The organism is Pedobacter zeae (assembly GCF_014196715.1).
Lineage (GTDB): Bacteria > Bacteroidota > Bacteroidia > Sphingobacteriales > Sphingobacteriaceae > Pedobacter > Pedobacter zeae.
In genome coordinates, this window is the sequence record NZ_JACIEF010000002.1 from 372,368 (window position 1) to 397,130 (window position 24,763).

At 40.0% G+C, this 24,763-nt stretch carries 30 protein-coding genes and 1 tRNA gene; 22 read left to right on the forward strand and 9 right to left on the reverse strand.

Annotation, left to right across the window (positions count from 1 at the left end; translation table 11 throughout):
- Positions 1 to 19 precede the first annotated feature (19 nt).
- Together GGQ60_RS07965 and GGQ60_RS07970 are read right to left on the reverse strand one after the other, a co-directional pair.
- On the reverse strand, positions 20 to 979 hold the full coding sequence (locus GGQ60_RS07965) for a hypothetical protein (RefSeq protein WP_183762073.1): 960 nt from the start codon (positions 977 to 979) through the stop codon (positions 20 to 22).
- A 34-nt stretch (positions 980 to 1,013) separates the two neighbouring features.
- Positions 1,014 to 1,319, reverse strand: coding sequence for a hypothetical protein (locus tag GGQ60_RS07970; protein WP_183762076.1), 306 nt, complete (start codon positions 1,317 to 1,319; stop codon positions 1,014 to 1,016).
- A gap of 227 nt (positions 1,320 to 1,546) precedes the next feature.
- Between GGQ60_RS07970 and GGQ60_RS07975 the strand changes: the two genes are divergently transcribed.
- Positions 1,547 to 3,484: an ATP-binding protein gene (locus GGQ60_RS07975; protein WP_183762079.1), complete on the forward strand. Its 1,938-nt coding sequence runs from the start codon at positions 1,547 to 1,549 to the stop codon at positions 3,482 to 3,484.
- Entirely contained in the window at positions 3,481 to 4,098 is a 618-nt protein-coding gene (locus GGQ60_RS07980) for a response regulator (RefSeq protein WP_183762082.1), read from the forward strand. The genes GGQ60_RS07975 and GGQ60_RS07980 overlap by 4 nt, the downstream gene beginning before the upstream one ends.
- A 721-nt stretch (positions 4,099 to 4,819) precedes the next feature.
- On the opposite strand, the gene GGQ60_RS07985 is transcribed toward GGQ60_RS07980, so the two are convergent.
- Positions 4,820 to 5,656: an alpha/beta fold hydrolase gene (locus GGQ60_RS07985; RefSeq protein ID WP_183762084.1), complete on the reverse strand. Its 837-nt coding sequence runs from the start codon at positions 5,654 to 5,656 to the stop codon at positions 4,820 to 4,822.
- Between the two features lie 152 nt (positions 5,657 to 5,808).
- The gene (locus GGQ60_RS07990; protein ID WP_183762087.1) at positions 5,809 to 6,405 is read right to left on the reverse strand and encodes a Crp/Fnr family transcriptional regulator; all 597 of its coding nucleotides are present in this window, start codon (positions 6,403 to 6,405) and stop codon (positions 5,809 to 5,811) included.
- 211 nt (positions 6,406 to 6,616) lie between these two features.
- On the opposite strand from GGQ60_RS07990, the gene GGQ60_RS07995 reads away from it, so the two are divergent.
- The 3 genes from GGQ60_RS07995 (at position 6,617) to GGQ60_RS08005 (ending at position 9,386) form a co-directional block, all read left to right on the forward strand.
- Complete coding sequence (locus GGQ60_RS07995; RefSeq protein WP_183762090.1) at positions 6,617 to 7,411, forward strand: alpha/beta fold hydrolase; 795 nt, start codon at positions 6,617 to 6,619, stop codon at positions 7,409 to 7,411.
- Positions 7,412 to 7,465: 54 nt separating this feature from the next.
- Positions 7,466 to 8,341: an alpha/beta fold hydrolase gene (locus GGQ60_RS08000; RefSeq protein ID WP_183762093.1), complete on the forward strand. Its 876-nt coding sequence runs from the start codon at positions 7,466 to 7,468 to the stop codon at positions 8,339 to 8,341.
- A 91-nt stretch (positions 8,342 to 8,432) separates the two neighbouring features.
- A complete protein-coding gene (locus GGQ60_RS08005) occupies positions 8,433 to 9,386 on the forward strand; it encodes a hypothetical protein (protein ID WP_183762096.1) in 954 nt (317 codons plus the stop codon).
- Positions 9,387 to 9,700: 314 nt separating this feature from the next.
- Here GGQ60_RS08005 and GGQ60_RS08010 read toward each other — a convergent pair whose 3' ends face one another.
- The 3 genes from GGQ60_RS08010 to GGQ60_RS08020 all read right to left on the reverse strand — a co-directional run bounded on the left by GGQ60_RS08010 (position 9,701) and on the right by GGQ60_RS08020 (position 13,918).
- On the reverse strand, positions 9,701 to 10,864 hold the full coding sequence (locus tag GGQ60_RS08010; RefSeq protein ID WP_183762099.1) for a DUF3095 family protein: 1,164 nt from the start codon (positions 10,862 to 10,864) through the stop codon (positions 9,701 to 9,703).
- A 13-nt stretch (positions 10,865 to 10,877) separates the two neighbouring features.
- Positions 10,878 to 11,225, reverse strand: coding sequence for a winged helix-turn-helix transcriptional regulator (locus tag GGQ60_RS08015; protein ID WP_183762102.1), 348 nt, complete (start codon positions 11,223 to 11,225; stop codon positions 10,878 to 10,880).
- 1,115 nt (positions 11,226 to 12,340) lie between these two features.
- Positions 12,341 to 13,918 (reverse strand): S41 family peptidase, encoded by a 1,578-nt coding sequence (locus GGQ60_RS08020; protein ID WP_183762105.1) that lies wholly within the window; start codon positions 13,916 to 13,918, stop codon positions 12,341 to 12,343.
- On the opposite strand from GGQ60_RS08020, the gene GGQ60_RS08025 reads away from it, so the two are divergent.
- Positions 13,908 to 14,873, forward strand: coding sequence for a recombinase family protein (locus GGQ60_RS08025; protein WP_183762108.1), 966 nt, complete (start codon positions 13,908 to 13,910; stop codon positions 14,871 to 14,873). The two genes, GGQ60_RS08020 and GGQ60_RS08025, sit on opposite strands and share 11 nt — an antisense overlap.
- A 34-nt stretch (positions 14,874 to 14,907) precedes the next feature.
- Here GGQ60_RS08025 and GGQ60_RS08030 read toward each other — a convergent pair whose 3' ends face one another.
- Both GGQ60_RS08030 and GGQ60_RS08035 read right to left on the reverse strand, forming a co-directional pair.
- Positions 14,908 to 15,276, reverse strand: a complete 369-nt coding sequence (locus GGQ60_RS08030) for a hypothetical protein (RefSeq protein WP_183762111.1) — start codon at positions 15,274 to 15,276, stop codon at positions 14,908 to 14,910.
- The gene (locus GGQ60_RS08035) at positions 15,276 to 16,070 is read right to left on the reverse strand and encodes a hypothetical protein (RefSeq protein ID WP_183762114.1); all 795 of its coding nucleotides are present in this window, start codon (positions 16,068 to 16,070) and stop codon (positions 15,276 to 15,278) included. The genes GGQ60_RS08030 and GGQ60_RS08035 overlap by 1 nt, the downstream gene beginning before the upstream one ends.
- Before the next feature lie 113 nt (positions 16,071 to 16,183).
- Between GGQ60_RS08035 and GGQ60_RS08040 the strand changes: the two genes are divergently transcribed.
- From GGQ60_RS08040 to GGQ60_RS08115, 16 genes are all read left to right on the forward strand, one after another.
- The gene (locus GGQ60_RS08040; protein WP_183762117.1) at positions 16,184 to 16,429 is read left to right on the forward strand and encodes a hypothetical protein; all 246 of its coding nucleotides are present in this window, start codon (positions 16,184 to 16,186) and stop codon (positions 16,427 to 16,429) included.
- A gap of 8 nt (positions 16,430 to 16,437) precedes the next feature.
- Positions 16,438 to 16,617, forward strand: a complete 180-nt coding sequence (locus GGQ60_RS08045; RefSeq protein WP_183762120.1) for a hypothetical protein — start codon at positions 16,438 to 16,440, stop codon at positions 16,615 to 16,617.
- 76 nt (positions 16,618 to 16,693) lie between these two features.
- Complete coding sequence (locus GGQ60_RS08050; protein WP_183762123.1) at positions 16,694 to 16,894, forward strand: hypothetical protein; 201 nt, start codon at positions 16,694 to 16,696, stop codon at positions 16,892 to 16,894.
- Between the two features lie 7 nt (positions 16,895 to 16,901).
- Positions 16,902 to 17,087 carry a hypothetical protein gene (locus GGQ60_RS08055; protein WP_183762126.1) on the forward strand — a complete coding sequence of 62 codons (186 nt, stop codon included), beginning with the start codon at positions 16,902 to 16,904 and terminating at the stop codon, positions 17,085 to 17,087.
- 94 nt (positions 17,088 to 17,181) lie between these two features.
- On the forward strand, positions 17,182 to 18,180 hold the full coding sequence (locus GGQ60_RS08060; RefSeq protein WP_183762129.1) for a recombinase RecT: 999 nt from the start codon (positions 17,182 to 17,184) through the stop codon (positions 18,178 to 18,180).
- A 103-nt stretch (positions 18,181 to 18,283) separates the two neighbouring features.
- The gene (locus tag GGQ60_RS08065; protein WP_183762132.1) at positions 18,284 to 19,516 is read left to right on the forward strand and encodes a hypothetical protein; all 1,233 of its coding nucleotides are present in this window, start codon (positions 18,284 to 18,286) and stop codon (positions 19,514 to 19,516) included.
- A 2-nt stretch (positions 19,517 to 19,518) separates the two neighbouring features.
- The gene (locus GGQ60_RS08070) at positions 19,519 to 20,211 is read left to right on the forward strand and encodes a hypothetical protein (protein WP_183762136.1); all 693 of its coding nucleotides are present in this window, start codon (positions 19,519 to 19,521) and stop codon (positions 20,209 to 20,211) included.
- On the forward strand, positions 20,211 to 20,411 hold the full coding sequence (locus tag GGQ60_RS08075) for a hypothetical protein (protein WP_183762138.1): 201 nt from the start codon (positions 20,211 to 20,213) through the stop codon (positions 20,409 to 20,411). The genes GGQ60_RS08070 and GGQ60_RS08075 overlap by 1 nt, the downstream gene beginning before the upstream one ends.
- A gap of 108 nt (positions 20,412 to 20,519) precedes the next feature.
- Positions 20,520 to 20,759: a hypothetical protein gene (locus GGQ60_RS08080; protein WP_183762141.1), complete on the forward strand. Its 240-nt coding sequence runs from the start codon at positions 20,520 to 20,522 to the stop codon at positions 20,757 to 20,759.
- A gap of 3 nt (positions 20,760 to 20,762) precedes the next feature.
- On the forward strand, positions 20,763 to 21,134 hold the full coding sequence (locus GGQ60_RS08085; protein WP_183762144.1) for a KTSC domain-containing protein: 372 nt from the start codon (positions 20,763 to 20,765) through the stop codon (positions 21,132 to 21,134).
- A gap of 88 nt (positions 21,135 to 21,222) precedes the next feature.
- Positions 21,223 to 21,564, forward strand: a complete 342-nt coding sequence (locus GGQ60_RS08090; protein ID WP_183762148.1) for a hypothetical protein — start codon at positions 21,223 to 21,225, stop codon at positions 21,562 to 21,564.
- 11 nt (positions 21,565 to 21,575) lie between these two features.
- Complete coding sequence (locus GGQ60_RS08095; RefSeq protein ID WP_183762151.1) at positions 21,576 to 22,163, forward strand: hypothetical protein; 588 nt, start codon at positions 21,576 to 21,578, stop codon at positions 22,161 to 22,163.
- A 45-nt stretch (positions 22,164 to 22,208) separates the two neighbouring features.
- A tRNA-Leu gene (locus GGQ60_RS08100) sits at positions 22,209 to 22,280 on the forward strand.
- A 169-nt stretch (positions 22,281 to 22,449) separates the two neighbouring features.
- Positions 22,450 to 22,752, forward strand: a complete 303-nt coding sequence (locus GGQ60_RS08105; RefSeq protein ID WP_183762153.1) for a hypothetical protein — start codon at positions 22,450 to 22,452, stop codon at positions 22,750 to 22,752.
- The gene (locus GGQ60_RS08110) at positions 22,743 to 24,446 is read left to right on the forward strand and encodes a DEAD/DEAH box helicase (protein WP_183762155.1); all 1,704 of its coding nucleotides are present in this window, start codon (positions 22,743 to 22,745) and stop codon (positions 24,444 to 24,446) included. Before GGQ60_RS08105 ends, GGQ60_RS08110 begins: the two co-directional genes overlap by 10 nt.
- 1 nt (position 24,447) lies before the next feature.
- Positions 24,448 to 24,759, forward strand: coding sequence for a hypothetical protein (locus GGQ60_RS08115; protein ID WP_183762157.1), 312 nt, complete (start codon positions 24,448 to 24,450; stop codon positions 24,757 to 24,759).
- Positions 24,760 to 24,763 lie beyond the last annotated feature (4 nt).

The following is a 24,763-nucleotide window of genomic DNA, read 5'->3' on the forward strand; positions in this document are numbered from 1 at the left end:
TTCATTTATTTATTAGGGTTTATTGGTCATAGCCAAACCCGGTAAAAACACCATTGCCCGGCGATTGCGCATCGTTCATAAATAACACTCTGCCGTTTTTGAGGGCCGAAAAATAGACGTCGTAGGTTCTGGGCCTGCCTTCTATGTCTGAGCATTGGATTTGCCACTCGTTAATGGATTTAAAACTACCTTTGCTCTTTGCCTGTGCAAATGTTGTTTGTCCGCCACCACTGTTGGCGGCATATAATTCCCAACTGTAGGATTGGTTTTTACCAAAAACAAAAAACTGCACTGAAGTATAGGTGCTCGTACCCACTAAGGATCCGGTGTAATAACTGTAATAAAATGTGTTGCTGCTGAACTTGTCAGACCATTTTCCGGTATTGTTGAGATCTTCGGCTGCAACCGCAAAGCGGTTATAACTCAACATATTTTGCACCTGATCTGAAAGGGTAAGGGCGGCCGAATAATCATTAGGTATGTTTTCAGGATCGAAACCAAATTCATTGATAAAGGTTTGTTTATCCGGTGATATGCATTCTATCCATCCCGCTGCTTTCCTGTACAGCAATACAAAAACATCATTTTGCGTGGCATTGTCCCTAAGGGTGGCCATGCCGAACTCAGGTCTTTCAAAATTGGAGATATAGTCTGATTTGTAATTCCTGATATTACTGTAACGGGGGGCAACCAAAATATTCCATGCGGCGGCAACTGCCGGTGCCGGATCGGCTTGAATTACGGTTCCCGCTTTGGGGTAGTGTAAAAGTACTTTCATATTGCCCTTTGTTACCTTTACCCAGTCAGTTTCTATCGTGCTCGTCCAGCCATCGTTGAAATTGGTGGTATGGTATTTAAATGTTGTTGGAGGATTATAGGGGCCATTGTCTTCCGGTTCATTTTTACTTTTTTTGCATGCGTTACACATCAACAATACTGCTAATACAAAGCTTGCTGTTTTTAAAAATATCGTTTTCATTTTCAATTGATTTATGGGATAAATTATGGCGCTATCAAGGTTCTTTTCTGGCTGTACTGTCCTGTACAATTGGTTTTTCAGTTTCCGGAACAGATTTGTCCTGCTTACTCTTTTTATCTTTTTTCCCTTTGCCTATATCTTTTGCTGCCTTTTCAATTTTACTGGCAGTACTGTCTACCACTTTATCCGTTGTTTTGTGGATGGCCTTATCAACGGTATTATTTATTTTCCTGTCCATCGTTGCGTTCACTTTCTCTTTCAGTTTTTTAAAGAATTGTGCCTGCACTGTAGTACCAACTGCAATCAGTAGTACCGATAGTATTAAATTTTTAGTTTTCATGTTTCAGTTTTTTTTGTTTTGGATTCCTTTTTTGTTCAAGGCTAATTTAGACCGCAGTATCAGGTTTTCTTATCCCTTAAAAAGAGGATTTTTATAAAACGTACGGGCTGGACTTGACGGGGTTATTTTTCTGGCGGAAGATATTTTGTAGCTTTAATAAAAATCCTGTAAAAAGGGGAGCATTATCGGGCTAACAATTAGGTTTATTTGTACTCATAACTAAAGCCATGTACCTAAAAACACTTATTGCATTGATATGCCTTTTTTATGCCTTTAATTCAAATGCACAAACAAACGAAAAGGATAGTTTGCTAAAATTACTTCGTGTTCATAAGCAAGACACAAACTGTGCTAAAACCTATTACCATTTGGCCAAATACTATGAGAAAAATAACCTTGATTCGGCCAGGCATTTTTTGAAACTCTTGGGTAGCCTCTCAGAAAAATTATCGTATGAACGTGGCCGCTATCTGTATCATGAACGTATGGCTGTGGTATCGTTTACACAAGGGGCACACAACAAAGCGTTGGAAGAGAGCCGGAAGGGTTTAATGATTGCACAGCATCTAAAACAACCGGGATTTGAAATAGCGATGCTCAATATGATGGCCATCTGTTATCAGTATCTTGGTAAATACCAGGAGGAATTAGACTATGTTTTGCAGGCGCAGGCAAAAGCCGAAAAAGTAAAGGATACGGCAAAAATGGTAGGTTTATACATTAGTATCAGCAATGCCTATGCCGATCTTGGGCAACACCGAAAATCTCTAGATGCCGGATTAACCGGACTGCGTCTTAGGAAGCAATACAATGTTACTGTTGGCTATGTGAACAGACTGTATGCAGGCATTGCCCAGGAATATGAAATACTTGGAGTACCCGACAGTGCAATTTATTTTTACGATAAAGCACTGAGTTCTTCAAAGCAGATTAACGACCGCTTTGCCGAAGCAAACATCTATAAATACATTACTAATTTTTATTCCTCTTTAGGTAAGTATGATAAAATGCGGGAAATGGCTGCACATTCGCTTGCGCTTGCCAGGGAAGTGAATAGCCGTCAGCTTCTAGCCACGGCATATTACAACCTTGCTGCTGCCCATTACTATACCAAGAACAATAGGAAAGCCCTTGCTTATGTGAACCAGGCCCTTTCTATTGCCAAGGCCGATTCCATCAGGCATGAGATGCAGAACAGTTACCGCCTGCTCTCCTACATTTCCGCCACGCTGGGCGACTTTATCACTTCATCAAATGCACAACGCAAGGCCGATTCACTTGAAAGAACCGGTTTGAATGAAGAAGTGGCTAAATCTGCAGCAGATCTCGAAAAAAAATACGAAACTGTAAAAAAGGACAGTCAAATCAGGTTGCAACAGGCGGCCATCAAACAAAAAAACATCTTAAATTATATACTGATTGGCGGTGCGCTTTTGTTGACCCTCATTTTGGCATTGGTGTACCGCAACTATAAACACCGCCAAAAAATACAGCAGCAACGAATTAACGAACTGGAAACTGAAAAGCAGCTTACTGCAGCAGAAGCGGTATTAAAAGGAGAGGAGCAAGAAAGAACACGTTTGGCTAAAGATTTACACGATGGCCTGGGCGGTATGCTCTCAGGCTTAAAACACTCATTTGGACATATGCAGGGAAATTTAGTAATGACACCAGAAAATGCAATGGCATTTAATAGAAGTATGGATATGCTGGACAGTTCCATCAAAGAGATGCGCAGAGTGGCCCATAACATGATGCCGGAAGCCCTGGTAAAATTTGGTTTGGATACTGCTTTAAAGGATTTTTGTGCAGATATAAATCTTACCGGTGCATTGCAGGTCGATTATCAATCCATTGGAATGGAAACCGCTAACCTTGATAATACAACCGCAATAACCATTTTCAGGATAGTGCAAGAATTGCTAAATAACGCCATGAAACATGCCTCGGCTAACACTGCTATTGTGCAATTAGCCCAAAGCGATAGAATTATAACGGTAACTGTAGAGGATGATGGCAAAGGATTTAAACCAGACCTATTAACCGAAACAAACGGAATTGGCTGGGCCAATATTAAAAATAGGGTTGATTTTTTAAAAGGAAAAATAGATGTTAAAAGCGAGCCAGGTAAAGGTACATCGGTGTTAATTGAATTTAAGATATGAATGTTGTAAGTGTTTTGATTGTTGATGATCATTACCTGGTTATTGAAGGGGTACGTTCGTTGCTGCAGGGCGAAAAGCGTATTGAGTGGCTGGGACATGCCACTTCTACAGAATCCTGCCTGGCTTTTTTAAAGCATCATCAACCCGAGGTTATATTAATGGATATTAATTTAGGTAATGAAAGCGGAATAGCGCTTTGCAAAAGCATAAAAGAAAAGTACCCGGCTATTCATATTCTTGGTTTAAGCACCTTTAATCAGCAAAGTTTTATTAAAAAAATAATTGAAAATGGAGCTTCAGGTTATGTACTTAAGAATGCCACCAAAAACGAACTGTTAACGGCTATATTTACAGTGAGCATGGGAAGGTCCTATATGAGTAGTGATGCCCTTCAGTTACTCCGTAAGCAGGAAAATAAAACGATCATCCTTACCCGGAGAGAAAAGGAAGTGCTGGAATTTATCGCCGAAGGCCTAACCAATAACGAAATTGCGGCCAAAATTTTTGTAAGTGTAACCACAGTTGATACACACCGGAAAAACCTACTTTCTAAATTTCAGGCACGTAACATTGCATCTTTGGTTAAAATGGCTGTACAAATGGAACTAATCTGAAGCCTTCGAACTTTGTGCATTTAACCGGCATAAAAGCCATAGTTTTCGTTTTCAAAATCACCAATGCCACAATAGTGGCATAATGATCACTTTTTACAGGAAATGCCACTAAAATTAGCGGCATTTTCTTGTTAGCAGATAGTTGGGATTCTAACTTAGTTCGATTTTCGAGGTTTAACGCAGATTTTCCCCTCCTCAATCAAAAATGATTTGCTGATTTTTAAAATACCACCAAACTGCTGACGTTTTTGCCTGGCGGAGAGCGAAGCATTACCTGCGTTCCAGTGATCCTTAAAGGGGAGGCTTCACTAAAACGAAGCATTCTCCACGCTCATCTTTTTTTCGGTTTTCCATTTAAGGCTGCATCTTGGTGAAAAGCCTGTAAAACAAAAAACCAGACAATCGTCGGGCTTCGTTTTTTCGGCGGGGATGAAGGGAGTCCACTGCAACATCTACAGGAACTTTTTAGAATAATCAGGGAAATATATGAGAATAAGAAGAGAATGGGGGGTGACGAAAATTTATAAACTGAACAGGTAGCGGATTTAAAGCCTCTAGTGTTATTTAATCTGGATTTACATGATTTGGAACGTAATATTACCTAGTAGAGAATTCCTGAAAGCCTCTACTAGGTATCTTTAGTGAGCGTTAATTCAAAAAAACCGCCCCATAATTAACTTATGAGACGGTTTCATTGATATATTATCAAATTCCGGCGTTATTATTTTCCTATTTTCGTTAACAATATCGCCACAGAATCTGGTTTTGCTAAGAATGCAGAGTGGCTGGTGTTTAATTGATATACTTTTTTTACGTTGCCGGATGCGATCATTTTGTCTTGCAGACCTGGTGAAACCACGTGATCCTGTAAGGTTTTGATATAAACTTTTTCGACAGAACCAAAATTGGCAGCAGTCAGTGTCACCGGTGTAATAAATGGAATGGCTGGTTCGGGACGATAATTTTTTAAAACAAGGTTTTGAACCTGAGGGGAACCATCCTGGATAAAGATGCTCACAATTTGATCCTGTGCTATCTCGAGGGTTCCGTTAGCATCGTTTTGCGTAAGTATTTTTTGTCCGTTAACTGAACCACCAAGGCTTGATCCTGCGTCGGTACCGGCCAGGTCAAACAGTGATTGTCCGGAAGTCGGTAAGTAAGCAGCAAGATAAACAAGCTTTTCGATCTTCGAAGGATTTTGCTCGGCAACGACCGAAATGATCATACCACCCAGGCTATGGCCTACCAGGATAACTTTGCCGTTTATTTTTGATAAAGCATCAGCCACTTTGTCCCTGTAAAGATTTAAAGTAATTGTTGAAGGAACAATATTGTCGCTGCCGTGGCCCGGAAGTTCTACAACGGTCACATTATTGCCTTCATTGATCAGGCTTGTTTTTACAGCGTCCCACACATAAGGGGCCTGCCATGCGCCGTGTACCAGTACATAATTTTTTGGAGCGGGAACGGGTTTCATGTCATCGGTATTTTTTGAGCAAGACGAAAACATAATTGTAGCAGTAGCTACAGCAAGTAAGGTTAATATATTTTTTTTCATGATCTGAGATGCCTAATTGTTTAGGACATCACAAACATCCGGATATAACATCTGGATAAGTTTAACCCAGGTTAAAATCGAAAATCCCCCTAAAAATTTTTAGGAGAATTTTTGCAGGCCAGAAACCTGGGAGCGAGATAAGTTAATGAGACTTACTTCCCAACCATCCTTTTACGGATGCGGCTTAGTGAAGGCCCCTGGATCCCCAGATATGAGGCAATATGGTAACCGGGTACCGAATTGAAAATATTTGGGTGTTTTTCCATCATTTCCCGGTAACGGTCCTCGGGGGTCTTAAATAAAAACCCTTCTGTATTGGTCATCACCGCATGAAAAGCCGTTTCGGCGACGATCCTTCCAAAGCGTTCCCACTGGTGCGATTGCCCGTAAAGCTCATTGAGGTGATCGATATGGATATACAGGATAAGCGAATCTACCATGGCCTCGGTATAATATTCGCAGGCGGTCTGGCTCATAAAACTTTTATAGGATGCCACAAACTGGCGATCGGTAAAAAACAGCATGTTCTTTTCCTCGCCCGTCTCGCTGTTTACCCGGTAGATCCTGAACACGCCATTGATCACAAAACCCAGGTGCTTGCAGACATTTTTATATTCGTTATAAAACTCCCCCTTTTTATATTGTTTCACTTTCCAGTGGGGCAGGGACAATTCAAATGCTTCCGGCTTCATACCGGTAGATCCCAAAACCGTACGTAATAAATCTATTTCTGTTGTATGCTCTGACATGCCCTAAAATTATAGATTTTAAATGCATAGAATACTAACATACGGTATAGTGATGGGGTAACATTATTGTTGATTAACAGCTGCAAACATTAAAGCAACAAAGTACCTTTTCAAAATTTTACATCATTTTTCGATATTAACCTGGGTTAAACTTATTGCTGCGGCATCTCCCGATGTTTGTATTGTCCTAAACAATTAGGCATTAAACAAGATGAAAACAACAATATTAATGATGGCAATGAGTGTACTAGGTTTTACTGCTCAGGCCCAAAAAGTATCCAACAAAAATTCTAAAGCGATTGTACTTGTTCACGGTGCGTGGTCGGATGCATCTTCCTGGGATGCTGTAACCCCTTTGTTAAAAGCCAAAGGCGAAGAAGTGATCAATGTTAATCTTGCAGGTCACGGGAAAGACAGCACCTCATTTGCAGGCATTACTTTCAGAACCTATGTTGACCAGGTAAAGGCAGCCATCGGAACCCACACCAATGTAATTTTGGTAGGACACAGTTTCGCTGGCCTTGTGATCAGCCAGGTAGCGGAAGAAATTCCAGCCCAGGTTAAAGAACTGATCTTCCTTGCAGCAGCCTTGCCACATAACGGCGACAGCCTTTTATCTCTGGCAAAACAGGATCCTGCCTCCCATATCGGTAAATCCTTAACCATTGACCAGGAACACGGTGCAGCAATAATCGCAAATGATGCCGTAGCAGACATTTTTGCCGCAGATGCGCCTGCACAGGTTCAGCTATACCTCGCTGCCCATATTAAAGCCGAACCGTTAGCCCCGCTTGCCACACCTGTACACTTGACCGATAAAAATTTCGGAAGCATCAGAAAGGTATATATCCATACTGCTAATGATAACGCGATCAGCTATCCCGCGCAGCAATATATGGTAAAGATGGGCAAAGTGGCAAAGGTATACACGCTTGAAAGCAGCCATACCCCATTCATTTCAATGCCGGATAAATTGGCCGATATCTTAATTGCAGAAAGCAGATAATAGCCCCCTTAAATATCAAATCATAAATTCTTTATATCATAAACACACAAAAAAATGTCACAAAATCTAAATAAGAGTAACACCATGCTTACTCATGAAACAGTCCCTACTACCTTTATCGATGTTAAAGGGATCAAATTCGCTTACCGCTCATTTGGACAGCCAGAGGGTATACCAATTGTATTTTTACAACACTTTACCGGTACTTTAGACAACTGGGATCCTGCCCTTACCAATGAATTGGCAAAAACACATCCGGTCATTTTATTTGATAACAAAGGTGTTGGTAGCAGCGAAGGCGAAACTCCTGCTACAGTAGCGGAAATGGCAAATGATGCCTATGATTTTATCAATGCATTGGGTATGGAAAAAGTACATCTGCTTGGCTTCTCACTGGGCGGTTTTATTGCCCAAAACCTGGCAGAAAGATATCCGGAACTGGTAGATAAAGTAATTTTGGCGGGCACTGGGCCTAAGGGCAGTGAAGGGATAACCGAAATTGTAAACGTGGTCACCGCAGGCATGTCGGATGGTCCGGCCAAGGTGCTGAGAAATATATTTTTCACCAAAACAGATAACGGTATTGAGGCTGGGGAGCAGTTTCTGGAAAGGTTGCAATTAAGGAAAGAGAACCGCGATACGCCAACATCTGGAGCAACTGTAAATGCGCAGGCAACAGCCATCATTACCTACGGACATGAGAAAGATCCGGAGTACCAGCAATTGCGCAATATAAAACAATCTGTTCTGATCGTAAACGGCACAAACGATTTAATCGTGCCCTCTGTCAATTCGTTCACCCTATCACAATACCTGATCAATTCAAAACTCATTCTATGGAGTGATTCAGGCCATGGTGCACTCTTTCAGTATAGCCAGGACTTTGTGAATGCAACCAATGCTTTTTTGGCCGCTGAACAAAAGAAGTAATTCAATTATAGTCCAATAAAGATCTAAAAGAAATCTATGTGGCAAACGCACATAGATTTCTTTTGATTGTTTAAATCCTGAACAAACCAAGATGAAAAAAACATTTTTACTTTTTTTGCTTAGTACAGCCGTCATACATGCCGTAGCGCAACAGCCTGCCCAGCAGGTCTTCCAAAACAAAGCCGAGCTTCACGGAGATAGCATCGTCTTTCCTCTGACCCTGGTTAATGCTTACCCTTTTATATCGGTAGAGGTCAATGGGATCAAGGGAAAGTTCATGTTTGATACAGGTCTTAATTCAGCCATTGAAATCAACGACAATGCGGTAAAACTACCTGGAAAGAAAGCGGTGAACAGGGGGCAGGTCGGCAGCGGGCAGTCCTTTATGAAAAGCATCAATGATACCATAACACAAGTTAAGTTTAAGAATGGACTGACTTACCATAACCTTTTGAATATCACCAGTGGAAATTTTGATTTCCTACAGAACAACATCACCCCTGACTGTATCGGGTATATCGGCCACAAGTTTTATGAGGGCTACCTATTTAAACTCGATTATCTAAAAAGGAAACTCACGTTTTATAAAAACACTCCGGAACGGCAAAAATCAAAGGATTTTTTAAATGGTGAAAAAGTATTGGCAGTGCTCAATTTCGAAACCAGAAGGCTGCCAAATCACCCCATGGTCCGCGTCAAGATCGGTAAATTTGATCTACTTGGTTCGTTTGATACAGGTCAATATGGCCTGCTTCAACTGGATGATCAGGCCGCAACGGTGCTGAAAACGAAATGCCTGGTTATCCCTGCAGGAAACGACGCTTATGATGATCCGATAGTTAACGTTAGTGATATAGTTTTGGACGGAAAACTTAAAGTAAGTGTAAAAGGCATTACTCCCTATACCCTCGAGCAAACGGCTCCGTTCCGTAAGGGAATGCAGATCAGCGAAGCCAGCTATATCTGTTTTGGGTACCGGTTTTTAGATCAGTATAAAACGGTCTGGGATTATGGGGAAAAGAAAATCTATGTGCTTGAAAAATGATATCTCGAGTAAGCATCAGAATCTTCAAGGTACAAATCGAAAGTCTCTGAAATATTTTTTCAGGGAACTTTCGATATTAACCCGGGTTAAACTTATTGCCGCGGCATCCCCCGATGTTTGTTTTGTTCTAAATAATTAGGTATTAAACAAGATGAAAAAAGCAATTATAATGATGGCAATGAGTGTACTAGGTTTTACTGCTCAGGCCCAAAAAGCAACCAACAAAAATTCTAAAACAATTGTGCTTTTTCACGGCACATGGTCGGATGCATCTTCTTGGGACGCAGTAGCATGCTGTCTTGAAGCCCATCAGATCATATCTGGTGGGCTTTTTGATTTTTTGTTTTTATCTCTCTGGCGGCCATTGTATATCCACCCTGGGAACCATCAACAAAATGAATGTGTGCGTTTTTCATATCCCTGACATAACAGGACATAATGGATGAAGTACTGATATGGGCGCCAAAGACAATCTCACCCTCAGATTCCAGTTTGTCCAGGGCTTCTATAAGTTGGATCCTTTGGGCCCTTGTGCCTGAAATGACCGTATTAATCCGCCCATCAAGCACCAGGTTATCTGACATTTCCACCAGATCACTTAAATACCGCTTACCTGAACTGGTCATGAAATAAAAATAGGCCAGCAGACCGGAAATCCCGTTTACAAGATAAAGGAAAAGCCGGCCTTTATTGTATTTCGCAAGCAGTTCACTCCGAAGCCTGTTGTAAGTTGATTTAAGTTTAAGTTTTTTTGTTGAAATGGGACGGCGCTGCTTATCACTGTCATAAATGGCATCAATTCCTGCAATTACCTTACTTAAGATCGTGCCCTGGTTTTCGGTTTTTCCGATAACCAGTAAGGTGAGCACTTCCTCTTGGTCTATCGGTACAGGGATCTGGTCCCAACGGCATTCCATCCCAGTTAAGTCAGCTTCCACCGTAGTGGATGAAGCTTTAAATGGATTACAGGCGGTACCCTTTAACTGCTCTTCAGCATAGCTTAATCCGTTCCCCAGGATAACCGGCATTGAAAAAACAGAGGACCTGCTGTGTTTGGCAATCTGCAGCTTAAATCCGGCGGCATAAATATCCCCTACAGAAATGGCCCCAATCCTAAGATCAAGATTAAAATTTGCTTTCGTGCTGGCCCTAAAGCTTCCTAATGCACCCATGATATCTCCACTTATCGAGGATGGGACAATGAAAGTCGCCCCATCACCCCCAAAGAAAAACGGTATATCCATTTCTTTGCCAAAAGCAATGTTAAGCACTATGACAATGGTACAGGTAGCTATCAGATTTACCGTTTGATGCTTGCCTTCTGAAACCGCTGCGGTTGAATTTTTGATATCTGTTAAAATAATATCCCAGTCGTTTGGCACCGTACTAAAGGGCGAATCTGACGAAAACAGTTCTGCAAGTGGGAGGCTGGACTGCTCAAGCTCAGCATAGAATAAGTCTGATTTATTGTTGCTCATAACGGCTTGGTTTTTACCTTTGAGAAATCTCTTCCCTGTGTTTTAATCCCCATTTATGCAGCTCGATAACCACATTATGCAAAGATTTTCCATGATCGGTAATCGAATATTCAAATCTTTTCGGGGCAGCTGGCGATACCGTCCGTCTGATCAATAGATTCGTTTCCAATTCTTTTAACTCTTTGGATAACATACGGTCGGTAATCTGAGGGATTTCATTTGTCAACTGCCTGAAACGCATATTTTCAAATGTTAAACAGATGAGAATAGCTAATTTCCATTTGCCATTCAGCACATAAACAGCATCTGTTACGGGTTGGATCATAGCTCTTAATGTTTCCTTGGTATATAATTTTTCCATCTGGTTGCAATACCGAAATAAGTGCCGAACATCCTAAAAACACTTACTTTAGTATAGTAAACTTAGGAGTTTTTAAACTGGAAACCTAACATATTTTGTTTACAACAGGTGCCATGCGGATTTTCCCTGATCAACACTTAGAAATTAAACAGGATTGTCATGTCAATCCGTTTTTTAGGGAAATATTTATCTGTCTCAACATGTCTAAAATTTTTTAGGATCTTGGTTTGGGACAGAAGTACGCTATTTTGAATTAGGTGTTCAAATAGGGACTTATATATAAGAGGATATTTTAGAAAGTATCTACTTATATATTGATTTGATGGATGGGGTAGTTATTAAGTTTGATGAAATAGGAAATGACGACTTTATTCTAATCAGGACGGATTAACGGAATGGGAAGAAAATCCTACAGCTAACTCTACTAGGCATGATATGGAATCGGTACAATTCTATCAAAAAACGAGAGCTCCTTACTATGCTATTACAGGCTCGGCCGGTTCTGCAAAAAGAGTTTGGGATTGATGATATTTTGAACAATGCAGCTAGATTAGTCCTTGGTTTAAAGGTGGTTAACAAGTCGGCAGAGCCAAATAATATATTCCCAAATAACCTTCCAGAACAAATGACTAGTGATATGGTCGACAAGATCCTGAAGCATGAATTATGCATGGTAATGATTTGTCAAGGATAGAGGGCCAGGAAATAATTGTTTTTTTAGTGAAATTTGCACTTTTGGCCTCTGAGGATGTAAATTGAGGGTGTTCGAATCCCCTAGTGCTCTCGGGGTTTTATGGTCTATTTTTAAAAAAAATAGTATGATTTTTAGTATAAATCGTTAATACCCATCAAATTGGCTTCATTTGTTGTTTTGTAAATATTTGGATATCAGCATTGTATAAAAATAAAAGCGCGTGTTCTAAAAACACGCGCTTTTGTACTTACTGCGGGGAAGGAGGGAGTCCATTGCAACACTTATCGGAAATTTTAAGGATCATCCGAGACATTTACAAGCCGAAATAATTTGATCAACGCGATTCATTGTAACCTTGCAAGGAGTAATAATGATTTGTTTTAGAAATTGGATTATATTTGATTATTCAATTTAAACCTTATTACTGCCGGATGTTTGTTTTTAAATCCTGTTTGACATAATTCAGCCATTCCGCTGCCGGCAGACTGATCTTTACGTCCGGGCTAAACCCTGTCTGATCAATAGGATGAGTATCCGCCCAGCTCATTTTTGATACAGGAATCATCAAAACCAGCTGTTCGCAGGGAAGCATCGTCCGGCTTGTCGGTCCTTCGTAATCCATCATTCCCACCGTGTTGCCGCCATATCTTTTCGTTTTTCCACTCTGCTTCATCAAATTAAAGAAGAATTCGGTTGAGCTTCCGCAGAGTCCATCAGTGATCAATGCAACCCTTTCCGGCTTACGCAACACCGAATCCAATGGGATGCGAACGCCTGGGATCTCAATGAAAGTGGCCTTGGTATGAGCCAATTCCTCATAAATACTTTTTAGTTTACTCACATAACTGTCAGGGAAGTACTTCTGCATCTCTTTCGGCATGGGATTTTTAACAAGAGGTTCGAGTTCCGCGCGTTTTAGTTTAATGTTGTCTGCAGAGATCCTCAATTTCGGGCTGTCCTGGTCGATTGGACCCGTCATTACATAAGGCAATAAGAAGCTCCAGCCAGAATTGCCTCCCCCGTTGCCACGCAGGTCGATGATCAGGTACCTGCTGGCCCTGATGGTTTTGTCATTGGCGGCCACCAGCTTTTCAATCCGGCTGTCATTATTAAAAAAAGTGGGGATTTTGATATAGCTTGTTTCCTGGTCCAGCTGCCGGAAATCCAGCCCGTTGTTGTTGTTTTTCCAGGTATCCAGTTCTTTTCGCTCATCGGGAGTCATGCCCGTACCTGAAATTTTTCCGAAGAGTGCAAAACCCCACAATTGCAGCAAGCCGCCCCTTCGTTGTGCATACATATCTGTGCTGCCAAATACATTATATTGCTCGAGCAGAAAAACTTTGTGATGCGGCTTTAAAGAAAAATATACCTGACCTTTGACGTTTCCGGAATCTTTCGACTGGATCACAATGGCCTTATACTGAAGGTTTGGAAACTTTTTAATGACAAGTCGAAGCGAGCTGTCGGAATTGATCCAGATGCCCTCAAGAGGATCTCCATTTCCGGCTTGAACCGTGTTCAGGATCCTGTCTACGTCCATGAGTTCCCGTTTTGTTTCCTCTTTCGGATAGTAACTCAGGGAAAAGTGTTTGTCTTTGAAAAACCTGACGTATTGTTTAATCAGGTAGAAACAATCCTCCGCATTTTGTTGCTGGCTGGATTTGATCTTGAGTGCGTGTACCAAAAGGGAATAGGCCTTTTTGGTTTTTGAATTTACTTTAGCAGGAAAGCCTGCATAATTAAGCTCCGTTTTTCGGATGGTTTCGTTGAGGTTAGCAGAACAGTCACAGGATGTACGCTGAGCGGAAACTGGACGAGTTAAGCAGATAAGAAGCAATAGCGTTAATATTCTACGAGTCATAAATAAATATAGCACTTTTCGATAACTGTACCTTAATAAGTTTCGATTTCGTGTAGTAATCGAGCAGGCTTGAAGCTGTTTTGGGTATGGCCCTTTATATATCTTCTTAAAACATGTTTTTTTAAGAATGATTATCATAAACTCAATCCATTATTCAAATCGGAATTTTAGTTTTTGGCAATTTGGCCATGATCGTTTTAGCCGGAACTTACCCGAGGCTTTCCAAAAGATCGAATCACTTGAGAAGCGGTACGGATTAAAGGTTATAGCTACAAGTGAACCATTGGATATCGATACGCAGGATCCTTCAGTTTTCTTATTGAGGGCCTTTAAATACTTAATTGCTAACCAGGAATTGCTGACTATCCGAAAACGGGCAAAAGTAAGTCCCCGTCATGCACAGGAATCCGGACGATACATTAATCTAGCTCCTTACAGCTATATCAATCATAAGGAGCAGGGAGGCAAAATGATCATAAAGATTGATCCAGTCAAACAACCTATTATAGAAAAAATCTACAGAGATTTTCTCTCGGGAGTTCCAAAATTTCTGATCTCCAAAGAAGTTAGAGAACTAGGATTTCCGCATAGTGGAAATTCGGCCGTTCGCCGCATTCTAATCAATCCATTGTACGCGGGATTAGTTCGCGTCAGTCCTGGTGTGAATATGCCGGAGAAACTGATAAAAGGCATTCACGAAGGCATCGTCAGTGAAGCACAATATTACGGGGTGCAGGAAATGCTTGGACTGAGCAAACGCCGAATGCACACTAAGCCGAAGGAAGAGTTTCTGCTTAATATGCCTAAAATTTTTCAAGATTCCAGTTTGGGACAGAAACACGCTATTTTTAGCCAGGTGTTCAAACAAGGATTCACCTTTAAGGAAGGTAGTTTTAGAACACCTTCGATCAACTTAGAGTTTGCTCATAAGTTGCTGATATTCAAAGAAAAATGGCTGCTCTTTTTGGAGCAACCCTCTGGTGTTTTTGAAGGAGTCCCTTCCTGCGGAGAGCGAGGGAGTCTTATTTATCTCCGCCTGGTCAATATTATTTGGTTTAAATGCTGTTTTGACAATGTTTTTTTTCATTTTTAATAATTTTTGCCCCCGATTTGGACCCGAAATAGCCCTATTTCTGAACTAATTTTAAAAGTAATTCCATCATTTTAACCTGGTTTTTCTCAATCCTGTCCAAGATATCCATTACATCCTGATTGCTTGGATCTGCCAGGTTGTTGTATTTATCGAAAGGTCCCTTAGAATCGAAAACGGGTAAATTATTTTTATAAATGAAGTTTGGATTCAGATGGTAATTTGAAATCAAAATATCTAAATATTTTAACGGTAAGTTTCTTAGGGCATTTCTTGCGTTGTTAAGGCTTTGCTTACTGTAGTTTATCGACTTTGCAATGTCAGCATCCGAATCAGCGATGCCCAGCCGTTTAATTACGTCAATAGCCTTAATAGCGTTTTTTGTTTCCTGGTTATGCTGTATCATTATCTTACCGGTTTAGAAATATTAACTACGTTCAACATTTGCTTAACATCATTAAGATTAATTTCGAAATCTGGGTACCGGTCTTTATCAGGATTTAAAGATTGGCAAAGAATAATACCATTTTCGAAGTCATGCTTCAAAATTCTTTTTACTAATATGCCATCTGTTTTGTGCACTATGATCCAGTACTTATACTGATTAATATGGAATCTGTTAGTCCAATGGTGCATGGGTAAGTCCCGGCCGGTTATGATGTCACCATCTTCAATACTTTCTTTAGATCCATCATCCATGCTATCGCCAAATGCTTCGATTGATAAGTATCGGCCTGAGTGCTTTTTGTGAACGATTAATGTGTGCTTAGGTAATTGTTCAATGTATTCTGGATCTTTATATCCAGCCAAATACCCCGCATAGGCATATTCCTGTACGAGCGGAATCACCATTAAGTATTGGCCGTTTGGTAATTCTATATAAGGGTTTTCTTCTTGGCCTTCAATTGGGTAGTGTATTTCGGCTAAATGTTTTGCATTTGTTTCATGTTTTTTTACATTTCCTTTATAAATATTCCACATCTCTTTTGATAAACCTTGCACATATTCTTTATTTACATTGTATTTTTCTTCCAATACATCTAAATATTTCATTGGAAAATCTAGGTTTCCATTTTTAATTCCGCTCATTTGAGAAGATTTCATTCCGAGGTCCAATGCCAGTGCATTGAATGAGTTAACTACCTTTCTTTCAACTAAATAATTTGCAATTTCTAAGAAGCGTTCCGTATAAGGTTTCATTGGTATTTATAAATGTGAAATAAATGTTAATAAAAAATGTGAAAATATATTTTGCATTTGTTTCATAAATGTTTTACATTTGAATAATAATAATAACCAAAGTAACATTAAATATGTCAACAATCCAAATTGAAAAAGGAATCCCCGCACCAATAAAACATAATTGGAAAGCAGAACTGGGAGTTATGGAAGCTGGTGAAAGTGCTTTGATAGATAATGAATTTGCGAATTCTGTAAAGGCTGCAATCAGCCAGCATTTTCATAAAGAAGCGAATGGCAAGGAGTTTCAAACTGGTAAAGCCATCGATGATTTAGGAAATGAGATCAAGGGAAAATTCCGTGTGTGGTGTCATAAATAGATTATCTCATGAAGATAGCTTATATCAATAGCGCACCTAAACCAAAGGAAGTAAAGGCTAATCCGCTCGAACTGGCATATATAAAAGATATCCGGATTCAATGGATTAAGTACAAAAAGGCCTTGGAGTCCTACGGTCTGACTGAAGAAGGTTTTGTGAAGCGGATGCGCGAAAAACTTGAAATATAAAAACCAAAAAAGCCTCGGATGTCGAAGGCCGAGGCTTATAATTTACATCCACTTATATCAAGTAAATATAAAAACCATGTCAAAAGTACAAAACTATTATCAAAAAGAAGCTAATAAAAACGCTGATTTTGAAAATTTTCTGAAAGATGAGCTTTTAGAAAAGGAATTAAAAGATCAGTATGAAGCTGATCAACAAGCTTACTACAGTGAGCAACAAAGGCAAGAAGCTGAACAAGCTAAAGCTGAATATGAATCTTTTAATTGGAACCTTAATTAATCAAAAAATGGAAAAGATTGGAAATACGATATCGCAAAATCATAAGCAAGAGGTTTATGATAGACTTCTCCTTAACCATTTAACTAAACAACACAAGGAGGAAATAAAAGAAGAGAAGTCGGCTTTGGTTAGAAATCTCACTGTAGCGGCCTTGCTTGCTGCAATAATTACCGGTTTGCATTTTTTAGCGTGAATTGGGTAATCATCGATAGGGTTGTTTACGCGATCATGTTCGCCGGGGCAATCATAGGAGCAATAATTTTTAAATAATCATAAATATAAAAACCATGTCAAATCAAATCGCAGTAACAACAGATTACATTAAGGGGTTAACTCCTTTAGAAGTCCTACAAGACAAAAACATCGGCCAGCACTTTGTAAATAAGTTCATGGCTGTTTATAGAACAAGCAACGATCATGCGGTAGCCTACTATGAGCGTGAGATTGACAACTTTACCAAGAGGGTCAACGAAAGCGAAGAGCTGGCAGCCTGTACACCGATGTCGCTTTTTGTGGCTCTTATGCAGGTCGGTGGCTGGAAGTTGAGTTTTGAAGGCGGCAGTCAGCCAGATGTTTATCTGATACCTGGCAACAGGAATATCGGAACCAAAGACAACCCAGTATGGATTAAAGAGGCTATAGCTCAACCGTCACCTTATGGAGAGAAAAAGATCAGGGTAGAAACGGGGCAGGTTAAGCATGCCGGAAGTCCAATTGTGGTTTATGACTGCGATACCTATACCGAATCGGTAAAAGATGGCAGAACCATGGTTGAATGGACCAAAGGCAAAAGAACTCCTGAATCAAGAATAGTTGGCGGTTTTATTCTGCTAGAGTATCCAGATGGAACCAGAGAATTCAAAACATTCGATATGCAAGATGTTTCCTCATGGGAAAAGGCGTCTACCAAAAAGAACAAAGGCAAAACCAATGTACTGTATGGTTATGAGTGGCAAGGTTCTGGCCAGAGTGCACGCCTTGTTAAGCCAGAGGGAGGCCAGATTGATAAAAAATTCTTTGAAGGCAAAATCCTTAAGCATGCCTTTAAGCTTTTCCCTAGGGTGATTACAAATCAAACCCTACCTGAAAACTTCGTCCCGTCTGTAGAATCCGCAATCCGTCAGGGCTTCGATACATCTGAATTTACCGAGGATGTTTCACATGAAGAATTGCCAGAACAGGAACAAGATGACTTTGATGCGGCATTGAATGAGGCAAAGTCGGAAAGCGCCCCTTTAACTGTAACAATAAACCAATCAAACGACCCAGAAGAGCCAACTTTTTAATTAACCCAATTATAAACCCAGGCGGCCGGATAAAGCGGTTTTATTTAGTCTACGCGACCGGCTGCCTTAACCATTCCAATTTTAACAATTAAATATAAAAACCATGTCAACAGAAACATTAAATCAACCAACACAAGAACTGATCAAAGTCGAAGAGATTACTAACATCATGGCTACTGCCAGTGATGTTTTAGCTAAAAATCAAAGCTTACTTGAAAGATGCCTTGCCAAAGGCCAAATGCTAATTGATACCGCTGCATCTGGCATGAGTGATGAACTCGATAAAGAAATTAACGACTGGCAGGTGAAAGCAAAAGACGCATTGGCATTGATGAACAGTAGAAGATCGCCTATCACTCAGCTTATGACTAAAATGGCGAAAGTATTTACTGGAATGGAGGCCGAAATCGATCCGGCTAAGCCTACATCTTACTTTTCTAAAGCTCAGGAATTACGTAATCAGTGGGCAAAAGAGAAAGCAGCTATCCAAAGACAGAAAGAAGCCGAGATATTGGCTAAACAGCAAAAAGAAAAGGAAGTTATTGCTATGCGCGCCGAAATATCTAAACAGATCCGGGATATATACAATACAAAGTTATTCAGTTTTAAAAAATTTGTATCAGATAAATTTAACGCCCTTACGCTTGAAAACGTTGATGATATCAAAACTACCATCAACAATGTAAAGGTAAATTATCCGGTAGATAAGTTTAATGAACTGGTTCCAACTCTCTTCGCTGTTCATTTATCAAAAGAGGAATTGGACGCATTAATCACCGAGGAACGTGATGCGCTATACAACGAACTATCGGCCAACTTTACCGAAAACATGGAGGTAGCGAAATCAGACGCGTTAGATAAAATTCCATCTCGCATAAACGAATTAAAAGCTATTGCCAAATCGAGTGCCGCCGAAAAAGAACGCTTGGAAAAAGAAGCAGCTGAACGCCAACAACGTGAAGATGATCAATTGGCAGCAGATCTCGCCACTCAGAAAGCTGCAGATGAGAAGCGTATCGAAGATCAAAAGAAAATGGAAGAAGCCGCTGCAGCTTTTAATAAAGAGGCAGAGCTTGCTCAATTAGCAGATACCCAATCAAAAGTTAAAGAATCTTATGGGATAGAGGTTTCTGATGCTCAGGGTTGGGGTGCTATCTTCTTATTCTGGTTCGAGCATGAGGGAAAAGGTTTGTCTTCTGCTGATATAGAAAAGAAAACGATGAAGCAGCTAAAAGCTTTTGCTGAGAAAAAGGCCAGCATTAAAGGTGGATCGCTGTTCATTGATAACCCTTACGTACAATATATCGAGGATTTAAAAGCAGTCGTAACTAAATAATCATGCCACAAGATCCATACTTCGGACGTCCTGAAATTTCAAACTCTGATCTGTCAGCACTTAAAAACCTGCTTTATCCCCGAGAAGAAATCGGGAATAAAGAAAGGGCTTACGCCAACGGTACTTTGCTTGATAACATGATAACTGAAATCGAAAAGGTAGACTTCTACAGGCTACGTGTTCAGTATTGCGATTACCAGTTTACCCAGGAAGAGTTTGATACCGCAGCTGCAATGAAAAAAGCCTTTTTAAAAGATCCGTTTTGCAAAATGCTTAATGATGCTTCGGATTATCAAGCCATAACGATGAACTACAATTTCGATATCGAGTATAACGGTTTTCAGTTTCAGTTGAGCGCTGGCGTTCGTTGCAAGTGGGACCTGTTAGCAAGAGGTTTTAAGATGGGCGGCGATATCAAAAGTACCACCGCCCAAACCTTAAAACAGTTCTATGCTGCATGTCACCTTTTCGATTATTTCAGATCCCGTGCCTGGTATATGGATTTAGAGGGAATTGACAAGGATGTGTTAATCGGGATCAGCAAAGTAAATAAACAAGTTTTTAAAATTTTCCTTGATCGGAAAGCTCCATTAAACACCGAAGCCAGGCAGTTATATGAATTGGGTAAAGCCCAATACCAAGAACTGGCTTTCAAATACTGGATGCTTTTTGACGGTCTTAAACTAACAGCATAATGGGATTTAATATAAATGAAAAGATTAATACAGAGCTTCATTACAAAGATGTTAGCCTGATTACCGTAGCACTAAGTATCTACCTAAATGAGGGCGGTGACAAAATAGATAAAGAAGTATCTGATCGTGCAAAAAGGCTTATCGATCGTCTTGGTTATGAATTGTACGACTGCCCACAAGACGAACATAATGGACATTAAACCAACAGCATAATGAAAAAACTATTAACATCAGATTACGCCAAAGCAATTTATTTGGCAATCGCAGTAGCCATAATCATTTTAATAATCGCACCAATTAAGTAAGCGATGGAAAAAGTAAAAATAGAGCTTTCGCCTTATGATGCATTGTCTATTCTGTCTTTTTGCCGGGAATATGTTAATGATGAACTGGCCGACGAACCGATTTTCATTGCACTTAAAAAGAGTGTTAAAGCTTTTGAAGAAGAGCTTACTAAAAATCTGACAGAAGATCAATACGAAGATGCTAAGGCAGAGAACCAAGTTAACCGTTTAATGGGCACATGCCCCAATAATTATAAACCATAAACAATGAAAACAGTAACACTAAACGAAAAACAATACTGCGTAAGTATTTTACTTGATGGTTTCACCATCGAATCTAAGCCATCAAGTAATGTGTCATTTTATGGCGTGAATAAGGACACGAAAGAATTATTTGTGCAATTCAAAAGTGGTTCATGCTATTTCTATAAAGAAATCACTAATGATGCGGCGATTGGATTAATCAATGCGGAAAGTGTTGGGAGTTATATATCCAGGAATATCGTAGGACAATTTACTTCGCAAAAAATAGATGCTCCTTTAATAATTCCTACACCCGACCAGCAATCTTTAAACAGATTGAATCAGCTTCCAAAAGGCGCTGACTATGAATCAGATCCTGAATTTGTAAACTTTTAAACATGGACGATAACACTAAAGAAGTAATTGAATCAGTATTGGCGGCTATCATAATCATAGCCCTGATATACTTAACCCATAAATAAAAATGAATACAGAAAACGAAAAATTAAACCTGTGGTGTATAGTAGAGCTATTCGGCCACTCACAAATTGCTGGCAAATGCACTGAACAAAATATTGCCGGAACCAATATGCTAAGAGTGGACGTTCCCGAAACAAGCAAGAACGGACCTTTTACAAAGTTTTATGGGGCTGCAGCTATTTACGCAATAAACCCTGTTACAGAGGAAGTAGTTAAGGCTAAAGCTGAAATGCTTCAAACCCAGCCAATCGAAAGATGGAACATCAAAACTTTTAATGATAAAATACTTCAGTTGAATTCGGGAAATGTCAACGATGTTGATTTTGAAGATGATCTTTTACCTTAATAATTTTTTACATGAATACATTAACAGTAGACACAGGCGTACAAGTCGCCATCACACGCAGGATTACAAGTGTAATGCTGAAAAGCCATGGAGGCGTAGATGTTAGGTTCGAAAAAACAATATCTATTCCTGACGAGCGCGAAGATATCACAGAAGATGAGCGCGAAGATATCGAGATCCATTCTGATGATAAATCTGACGTAAAGTCGTTGCCTCATCCAGATTTATTACATGCCATGGAAATCCTGCGGGCTCACTATGCAATCCTTGCTAATCAATTAGGCGGTCGTGAAGCAGATCTTCCGGCACTTGATGATGATGTTGATTTCTTAATGCTTTTCAAACTGGAAGGTGTGAAGATTAATTACGATAGTTCAAGCGCAACATGCTCCATGAAAGGTACGAGCTCCACTCAATTCGGAACATTGAAGATTGAAACTGCCCCGATTTCATTCGATGGTAATTACCAATGGAAAGATGAGTTTTCTCATGCGGTAATGCATTTGTGTGATGAAGCTTTAAGGTATTTAGATGGTAAGATAGCACCATCTAATCAACTTGATATGTTCGATCAGGCCGATGCGAATGAATTAGATTAAAAAAGCGACATGGTAGCCGGTTAGCTTTCCGGCAATTCACAGGTAATGCCATTAGCTCCAATTGGTAGAGCAACCGAATAAAATCGGTGTGTGTCGGTTCGAATCCGGCATGGTATACTAAGTCAGATCACTACTGCAATCGTTCTTTTAAAATGAATTCGTGGCTCATAGAACACTTTTATCAATAGTCGGGGGAACGTGAAATACCCCGACTTCTTTAACTAACCATCCAATATAAAAACCATTATGTCGAAAAAAATCGTGAGTAAAAAGAAAGGAGCTGCAGATGAGCGTGCATATTGTTGATCTCAGGGAGAAGAGTCGAAAATCTATATCGGTAAAAAAGAATGCCGATCAGTTTGTAACACATGAAGAGGTTCAGGTAGGATGCTTGCTTAGGATTGCCGATTCAATGGAGTTAATGGCAAAAGATAGGATTGAATTGGAACGCCAAAATAAATTCCTTAATCAACTTGCTAGCGACCGGGCTAAGGAAATCGAAACGTTAAAAAAAGCTGTAGCATCCTACAAAGGAAAATTCAGAAAAGCAAATAGTCTGCTAAGAGAAATGGAGGCAAAATGTATATAGGAGAAGTAAAAACAATGCCGGATCATTTTGCCTTGCAATTTAAGCCTATTCCTAAAGTATTGGCCGCCGTTAAAGCATTACCTAACCGTTCATGGGATTGGAATAATAAATACTGGAAAGTGCCCTTATCTCATAAAGATCTGGTTACTGACTTCGCGAAAAAGTTCGGCCTCGATTTCGACCGTCAGGCGGAAGTTGTAAACACTAAACAGTTTATTATACCGGATCTTCCTGAGCTTAAACAACCAATCACCCTAAAACGGCCGTTGTTTCACTTTCAGGAAGGAGGTGTAGCGTACATGATGGAAAAACGCCGGGTAATTAGTGGTGATGATATGGGAATGGGTAAAACTTCCCAAGCTATTGCCGCTTTGGCCGGATTACACCAGATGGGTGAAGTTGTTTACCCGGCGTTGGTTATATGCCCATCATCGGTAAAAATTAACTGGCAGCGTGAATTCGCTACTGTTTCCGGTGCAAAAGCTTTGGTATTGGTTGATAGCATTAAAAATACTTTTATGGAGTATTACCGTGCAGGTATGGCCCAGGTGTTTATAGTAAATTATGAAAGCCTTAAAAAATACTTTGTAGACCATATCGATGACCCAGGTATCAATGAAGAAACGGGAAGAAAGAAACCATTAAGAATTAACCATATCCATTTTAAAGAGAAATATAAATCTTTCTTTAAATCGATTGTTGCGGATGAGGCACATAGGTTAAAAAGCTTAGCCACTTTAACAACCAAAATTGTAAAGGGATTAACCACTGACAAAGAAAACATCTTGCTTTTAACCGGAACCCCGGTGATTAACAAGCCGCAGGATCTGGTTGCATTGCTTGGCATCATGAACCACATGAAAACACTTGGCGGTTATCAATTCTTTATGAAGCATTACTGCAGTGGTCCCCGTGAGGCATCGAACTTACAAGAGCTAAATTACAATCTGAATAAACATTGCTTCTATCGCCGTAATAAAACCGATAAGAATATCATTCAGGATCTGCCGGACAAAATGCGACAAAAAGTAATTTGCCAATTATCAAAAGAAGCTCGCAAGGAATACGATCACGCCAAGTCGAACGTAGCAAGTTACCTGGCTAAATACCGAAATGCTACCACGCACGAAATTGAAAAAAGCATGAACGCTGAGATACTAATGCAAATCGGTGTGCTTAAAAATATATCAGCCCGTGGAAAGCTGAAGGATGTATTCGATTTCATTCATGATACGCTTGCAAGCGGACAAAAATTGGTCGTGTTTGCGAGCCTTACAGAAATCATTGAAGCAGTTCAAAAGGAATTTCCCCACTCAGTACGAATTACCGGCCAAGATGATACGACACAGAAGCAGGCAGCTATTGACCGCTTCCAAACTGATCCGGGAATGATGCTAATTGTTTGCAACCTGAAAGCTGCAGGTGTAGGTGTAACGCTTACGGCCGCTTCAAACGTAGCTTTCATTGAGCAAGGTTGGCACTCAGCGATTATGGATCAGGCCGAAGATAGATGTTTTCGTATTGGCCAAAAAAACAATGTGATGTGTACTTATTTCCTGGGTGAAGATACTATCGATGAAGATATATACGATCTCATTCAGAAAAAACGAGAAATCGCCAATACTGTAAGTGGTGCAGTTGATGAGTTCGAAACTACAACAGTCCAATCGTTAATCAATATTTTAAATAAGTAACATGGATTTATTCAGCCAATTGCCGGATTACAATCCGCCAACGCACAAAGCCAAAAACGAGGCCAAGCCAGTAAAAAAGGAAAATTTACAACCAATTAAACAGGCTATAAAAATTCCATCTAAGGGCGAGGCTATATTATTGGAAGATATTGTGAGTAATGTAGTAGTTAAAAACGGACTGCCTTTGATCTATGCAAAAGCAGGAGATGTATGTAAAGTCATTGCTAATGCTAACGGTCCTTTAGTGGTTCTGGAAAGTGAACATACTGGACGCTTCCATGTCAGATCCAAACAAGTAATAATTCATCAGTAAAAAA

What these genes read in the sequence shown, in the direction of transcription:
- GGQ60_RS07965 (WP_183762073.1), bottom strand. Translation starts at nt 979, where the DNA reads ATGAAAACGATATTTTTAAAAACAGCAAGCTTTGTATTAGCAGTATTG.
- GGQ60_RS07970 (WP_183762076.1), bottom strand. Translation starts at nt 1,319, where the DNA reads ATGAAAACTAAAAATTTAATACTATCGGTACTACTGATTGCAGTTGGT.
- GGQ60_RS07975 (WP_183762079.1), top strand. Translation starts at nt 1,547, where the DNA reads ATGTACCTAAAAACACTTATTGCATTGATATGCCTTTTTTATGCCTTT.
- GGQ60_RS07980 (WP_183762082.1), top strand. Translation starts at nt 3,481, where the DNA reads ATGAATGTTGTAAGTGTTTTGATTGTTGATGATCATTACCTGGTTATT.
- GGQ60_RS07985 (WP_183762084.1), bottom strand. Translation starts at nt 5,656, where the DNA reads ATGAAAAAAAATATATTAACCTTACTTGCTGTAGCTACTGCTACAATT.
- GGQ60_RS07990 (WP_183762087.1), bottom strand. Translation starts at nt 6,405, where the DNA reads ATGTCAGAGCATACAACAGAAATAGATTTATTACGTACGGTTTTGGGA.
- GGQ60_RS07995 (WP_183762090.1), top strand. Translation starts at nt 6,617, where the DNA reads ATGAAAACAACAATATTAATGATGGCAATGAGTGTACTAGGTTTTACT.
- GGQ60_RS08000 (WP_183762093.1), top strand. Translation starts at nt 7,466, where the DNA reads ATGTCACAAAATCTAAATAAGAGTAACACCATGCTTACTCATGAAACA.
- GGQ60_RS08005 (WP_183762096.1), top strand. Translation starts at nt 8,433, where the DNA reads ATGAAAAAAACATTTTTACTTTTTTTGCTTAGTACAGCCGTCATACAT.
- GGQ60_RS08010 (WP_183762099.1), bottom strand. Translation starts at nt 10,864, where the DNA reads ATGAGCAACAATAAATCAGACTTATTCTATGCTGAGCTTGAGCAGTCC.
- GGQ60_RS08015 (WP_183762102.1), bottom strand. Translation starts at nt 11,225, where the DNA reads ATGGAAAAATTATATACCAAGGAAACATTAAGAGCTATGATCCAACCC.
- GGQ60_RS08025 (WP_183762108.1), top strand. Translation starts at nt 13,908, where the DNA reads ATGATTATCATAAACTCAATCCATTATTCAAATCGGAATTTTAGTTTT.
- GGQ60_RS08020 (WP_183762105.1), bottom strand. Translation starts at nt 13,918, where the DNA reads ATGATAATCATTCTTAAAAAAACATGTTTTAAGAAGATATATAAAGGG.
- GGQ60_RS08030 (WP_183762111.1), bottom strand. Translation starts at nt 15,276, where the DNA reads ATGATACAGCATAACCAGGAAACAAAAAACGCTATTAAGGCTATTGAC.
- GGQ60_RS08035 (WP_183762114.1), bottom strand. Translation starts at nt 16,070, where the DNA reads ATGAAACCTTATACGGAACGCTTCTTAGAAATTGCAAATTATTTAGTT.
- GGQ60_RS08040 (WP_183762117.1), top strand. Translation starts at nt 16,184, where the DNA reads ATGTCAACAATCCAAATTGAAAAAGGAATCCCCGCACCAATAAAACAT.
- GGQ60_RS08045 (WP_183762120.1), top strand. Translation starts at nt 16,438, where the DNA reads ATGAAGATAGCTTATATCAATAGCGCACCTAAACCAAAGGAAGTAAAG.
- GGQ60_RS08050 (WP_183762123.1), top strand. Translation starts at nt 16,694, where the DNA reads ATGTCAAAAGTACAAAACTATTATCAAAAAGAAGCTAATAAAAACGCT.
- GGQ60_RS08055 (WP_183762126.1), top strand. Translation starts at nt 16,902, where the DNA reads ATGGAAAAGATTGGAAATACGATATCGCAAAATCATAAGCAAGAGGTT.
- GGQ60_RS08060 (WP_183762129.1), top strand. Translation starts at nt 17,182, where the DNA reads ATGTCAAATCAAATCGCAGTAACAACAGATTACATTAAGGGGTTAACT.
- GGQ60_RS08065 (WP_183762132.1), top strand. Translation starts at nt 18,284, where the DNA reads ATGTCAACAGAAACATTAAATCAACCAACACAAGAACTGATCAAAGTC.
- GGQ60_RS08070 (WP_183762136.1), top strand. Translation starts at nt 19,519, where the DNA reads ATGCCACAAGATCCATACTTCGGACGTCCTGAAATTTCAAACTCTGAT.
- GGQ60_RS08075 (WP_183762138.1), top strand. Translation starts at nt 20,211, where the DNA reads ATGGGATTTAATATAAATGAAAAGATTAATACAGAGCTTCATTACAAA.
- GGQ60_RS08080 (WP_183762141.1), top strand. Translation starts at nt 20,520, where the DNA reads ATGGAAAAAGTAAAAATAGAGCTTTCGCCTTATGATGCATTGTCTATT.
- GGQ60_RS08085 (WP_183762144.1), top strand. Translation starts at nt 20,763, where the DNA reads ATGAAAACAGTAACACTAAACGAAAAACAATACTGCGTAAGTATTTTA.
- GGQ60_RS08090 (WP_183762148.1), top strand. Translation starts at nt 21,223, where the DNA reads ATGAATACAGAAAACGAAAAATTAAACCTGTGGTGTATAGTAGAGCTA.
- GGQ60_RS08095 (WP_183762151.1), top strand. Translation starts at nt 21,576, where the DNA reads ATGAATACATTAACAGTAGACACAGGCGTACAAGTCGCCATCACACGC.
- GGQ60_RS08105 (WP_183762153.1), top strand. Translation starts at nt 22,450, where the DNA reads ATGAGCGTGCATATTGTTGATCTCAGGGAGAAGAGTCGAAAATCTATA.
- GGQ60_RS08110 (WP_183762155.1), top strand. Translation starts at nt 22,743, where the DNA reads ATGTATATAGGAGAAGTAAAAACAATGCCGGATCATTTTGCCTTGCAA.
- GGQ60_RS08115 (WP_183762157.1), top strand. Translation starts at nt 24,448, where the DNA reads ATGGATTTATTCAGCCAATTGCCGGATTACAATCCGCCAACGCACAAA.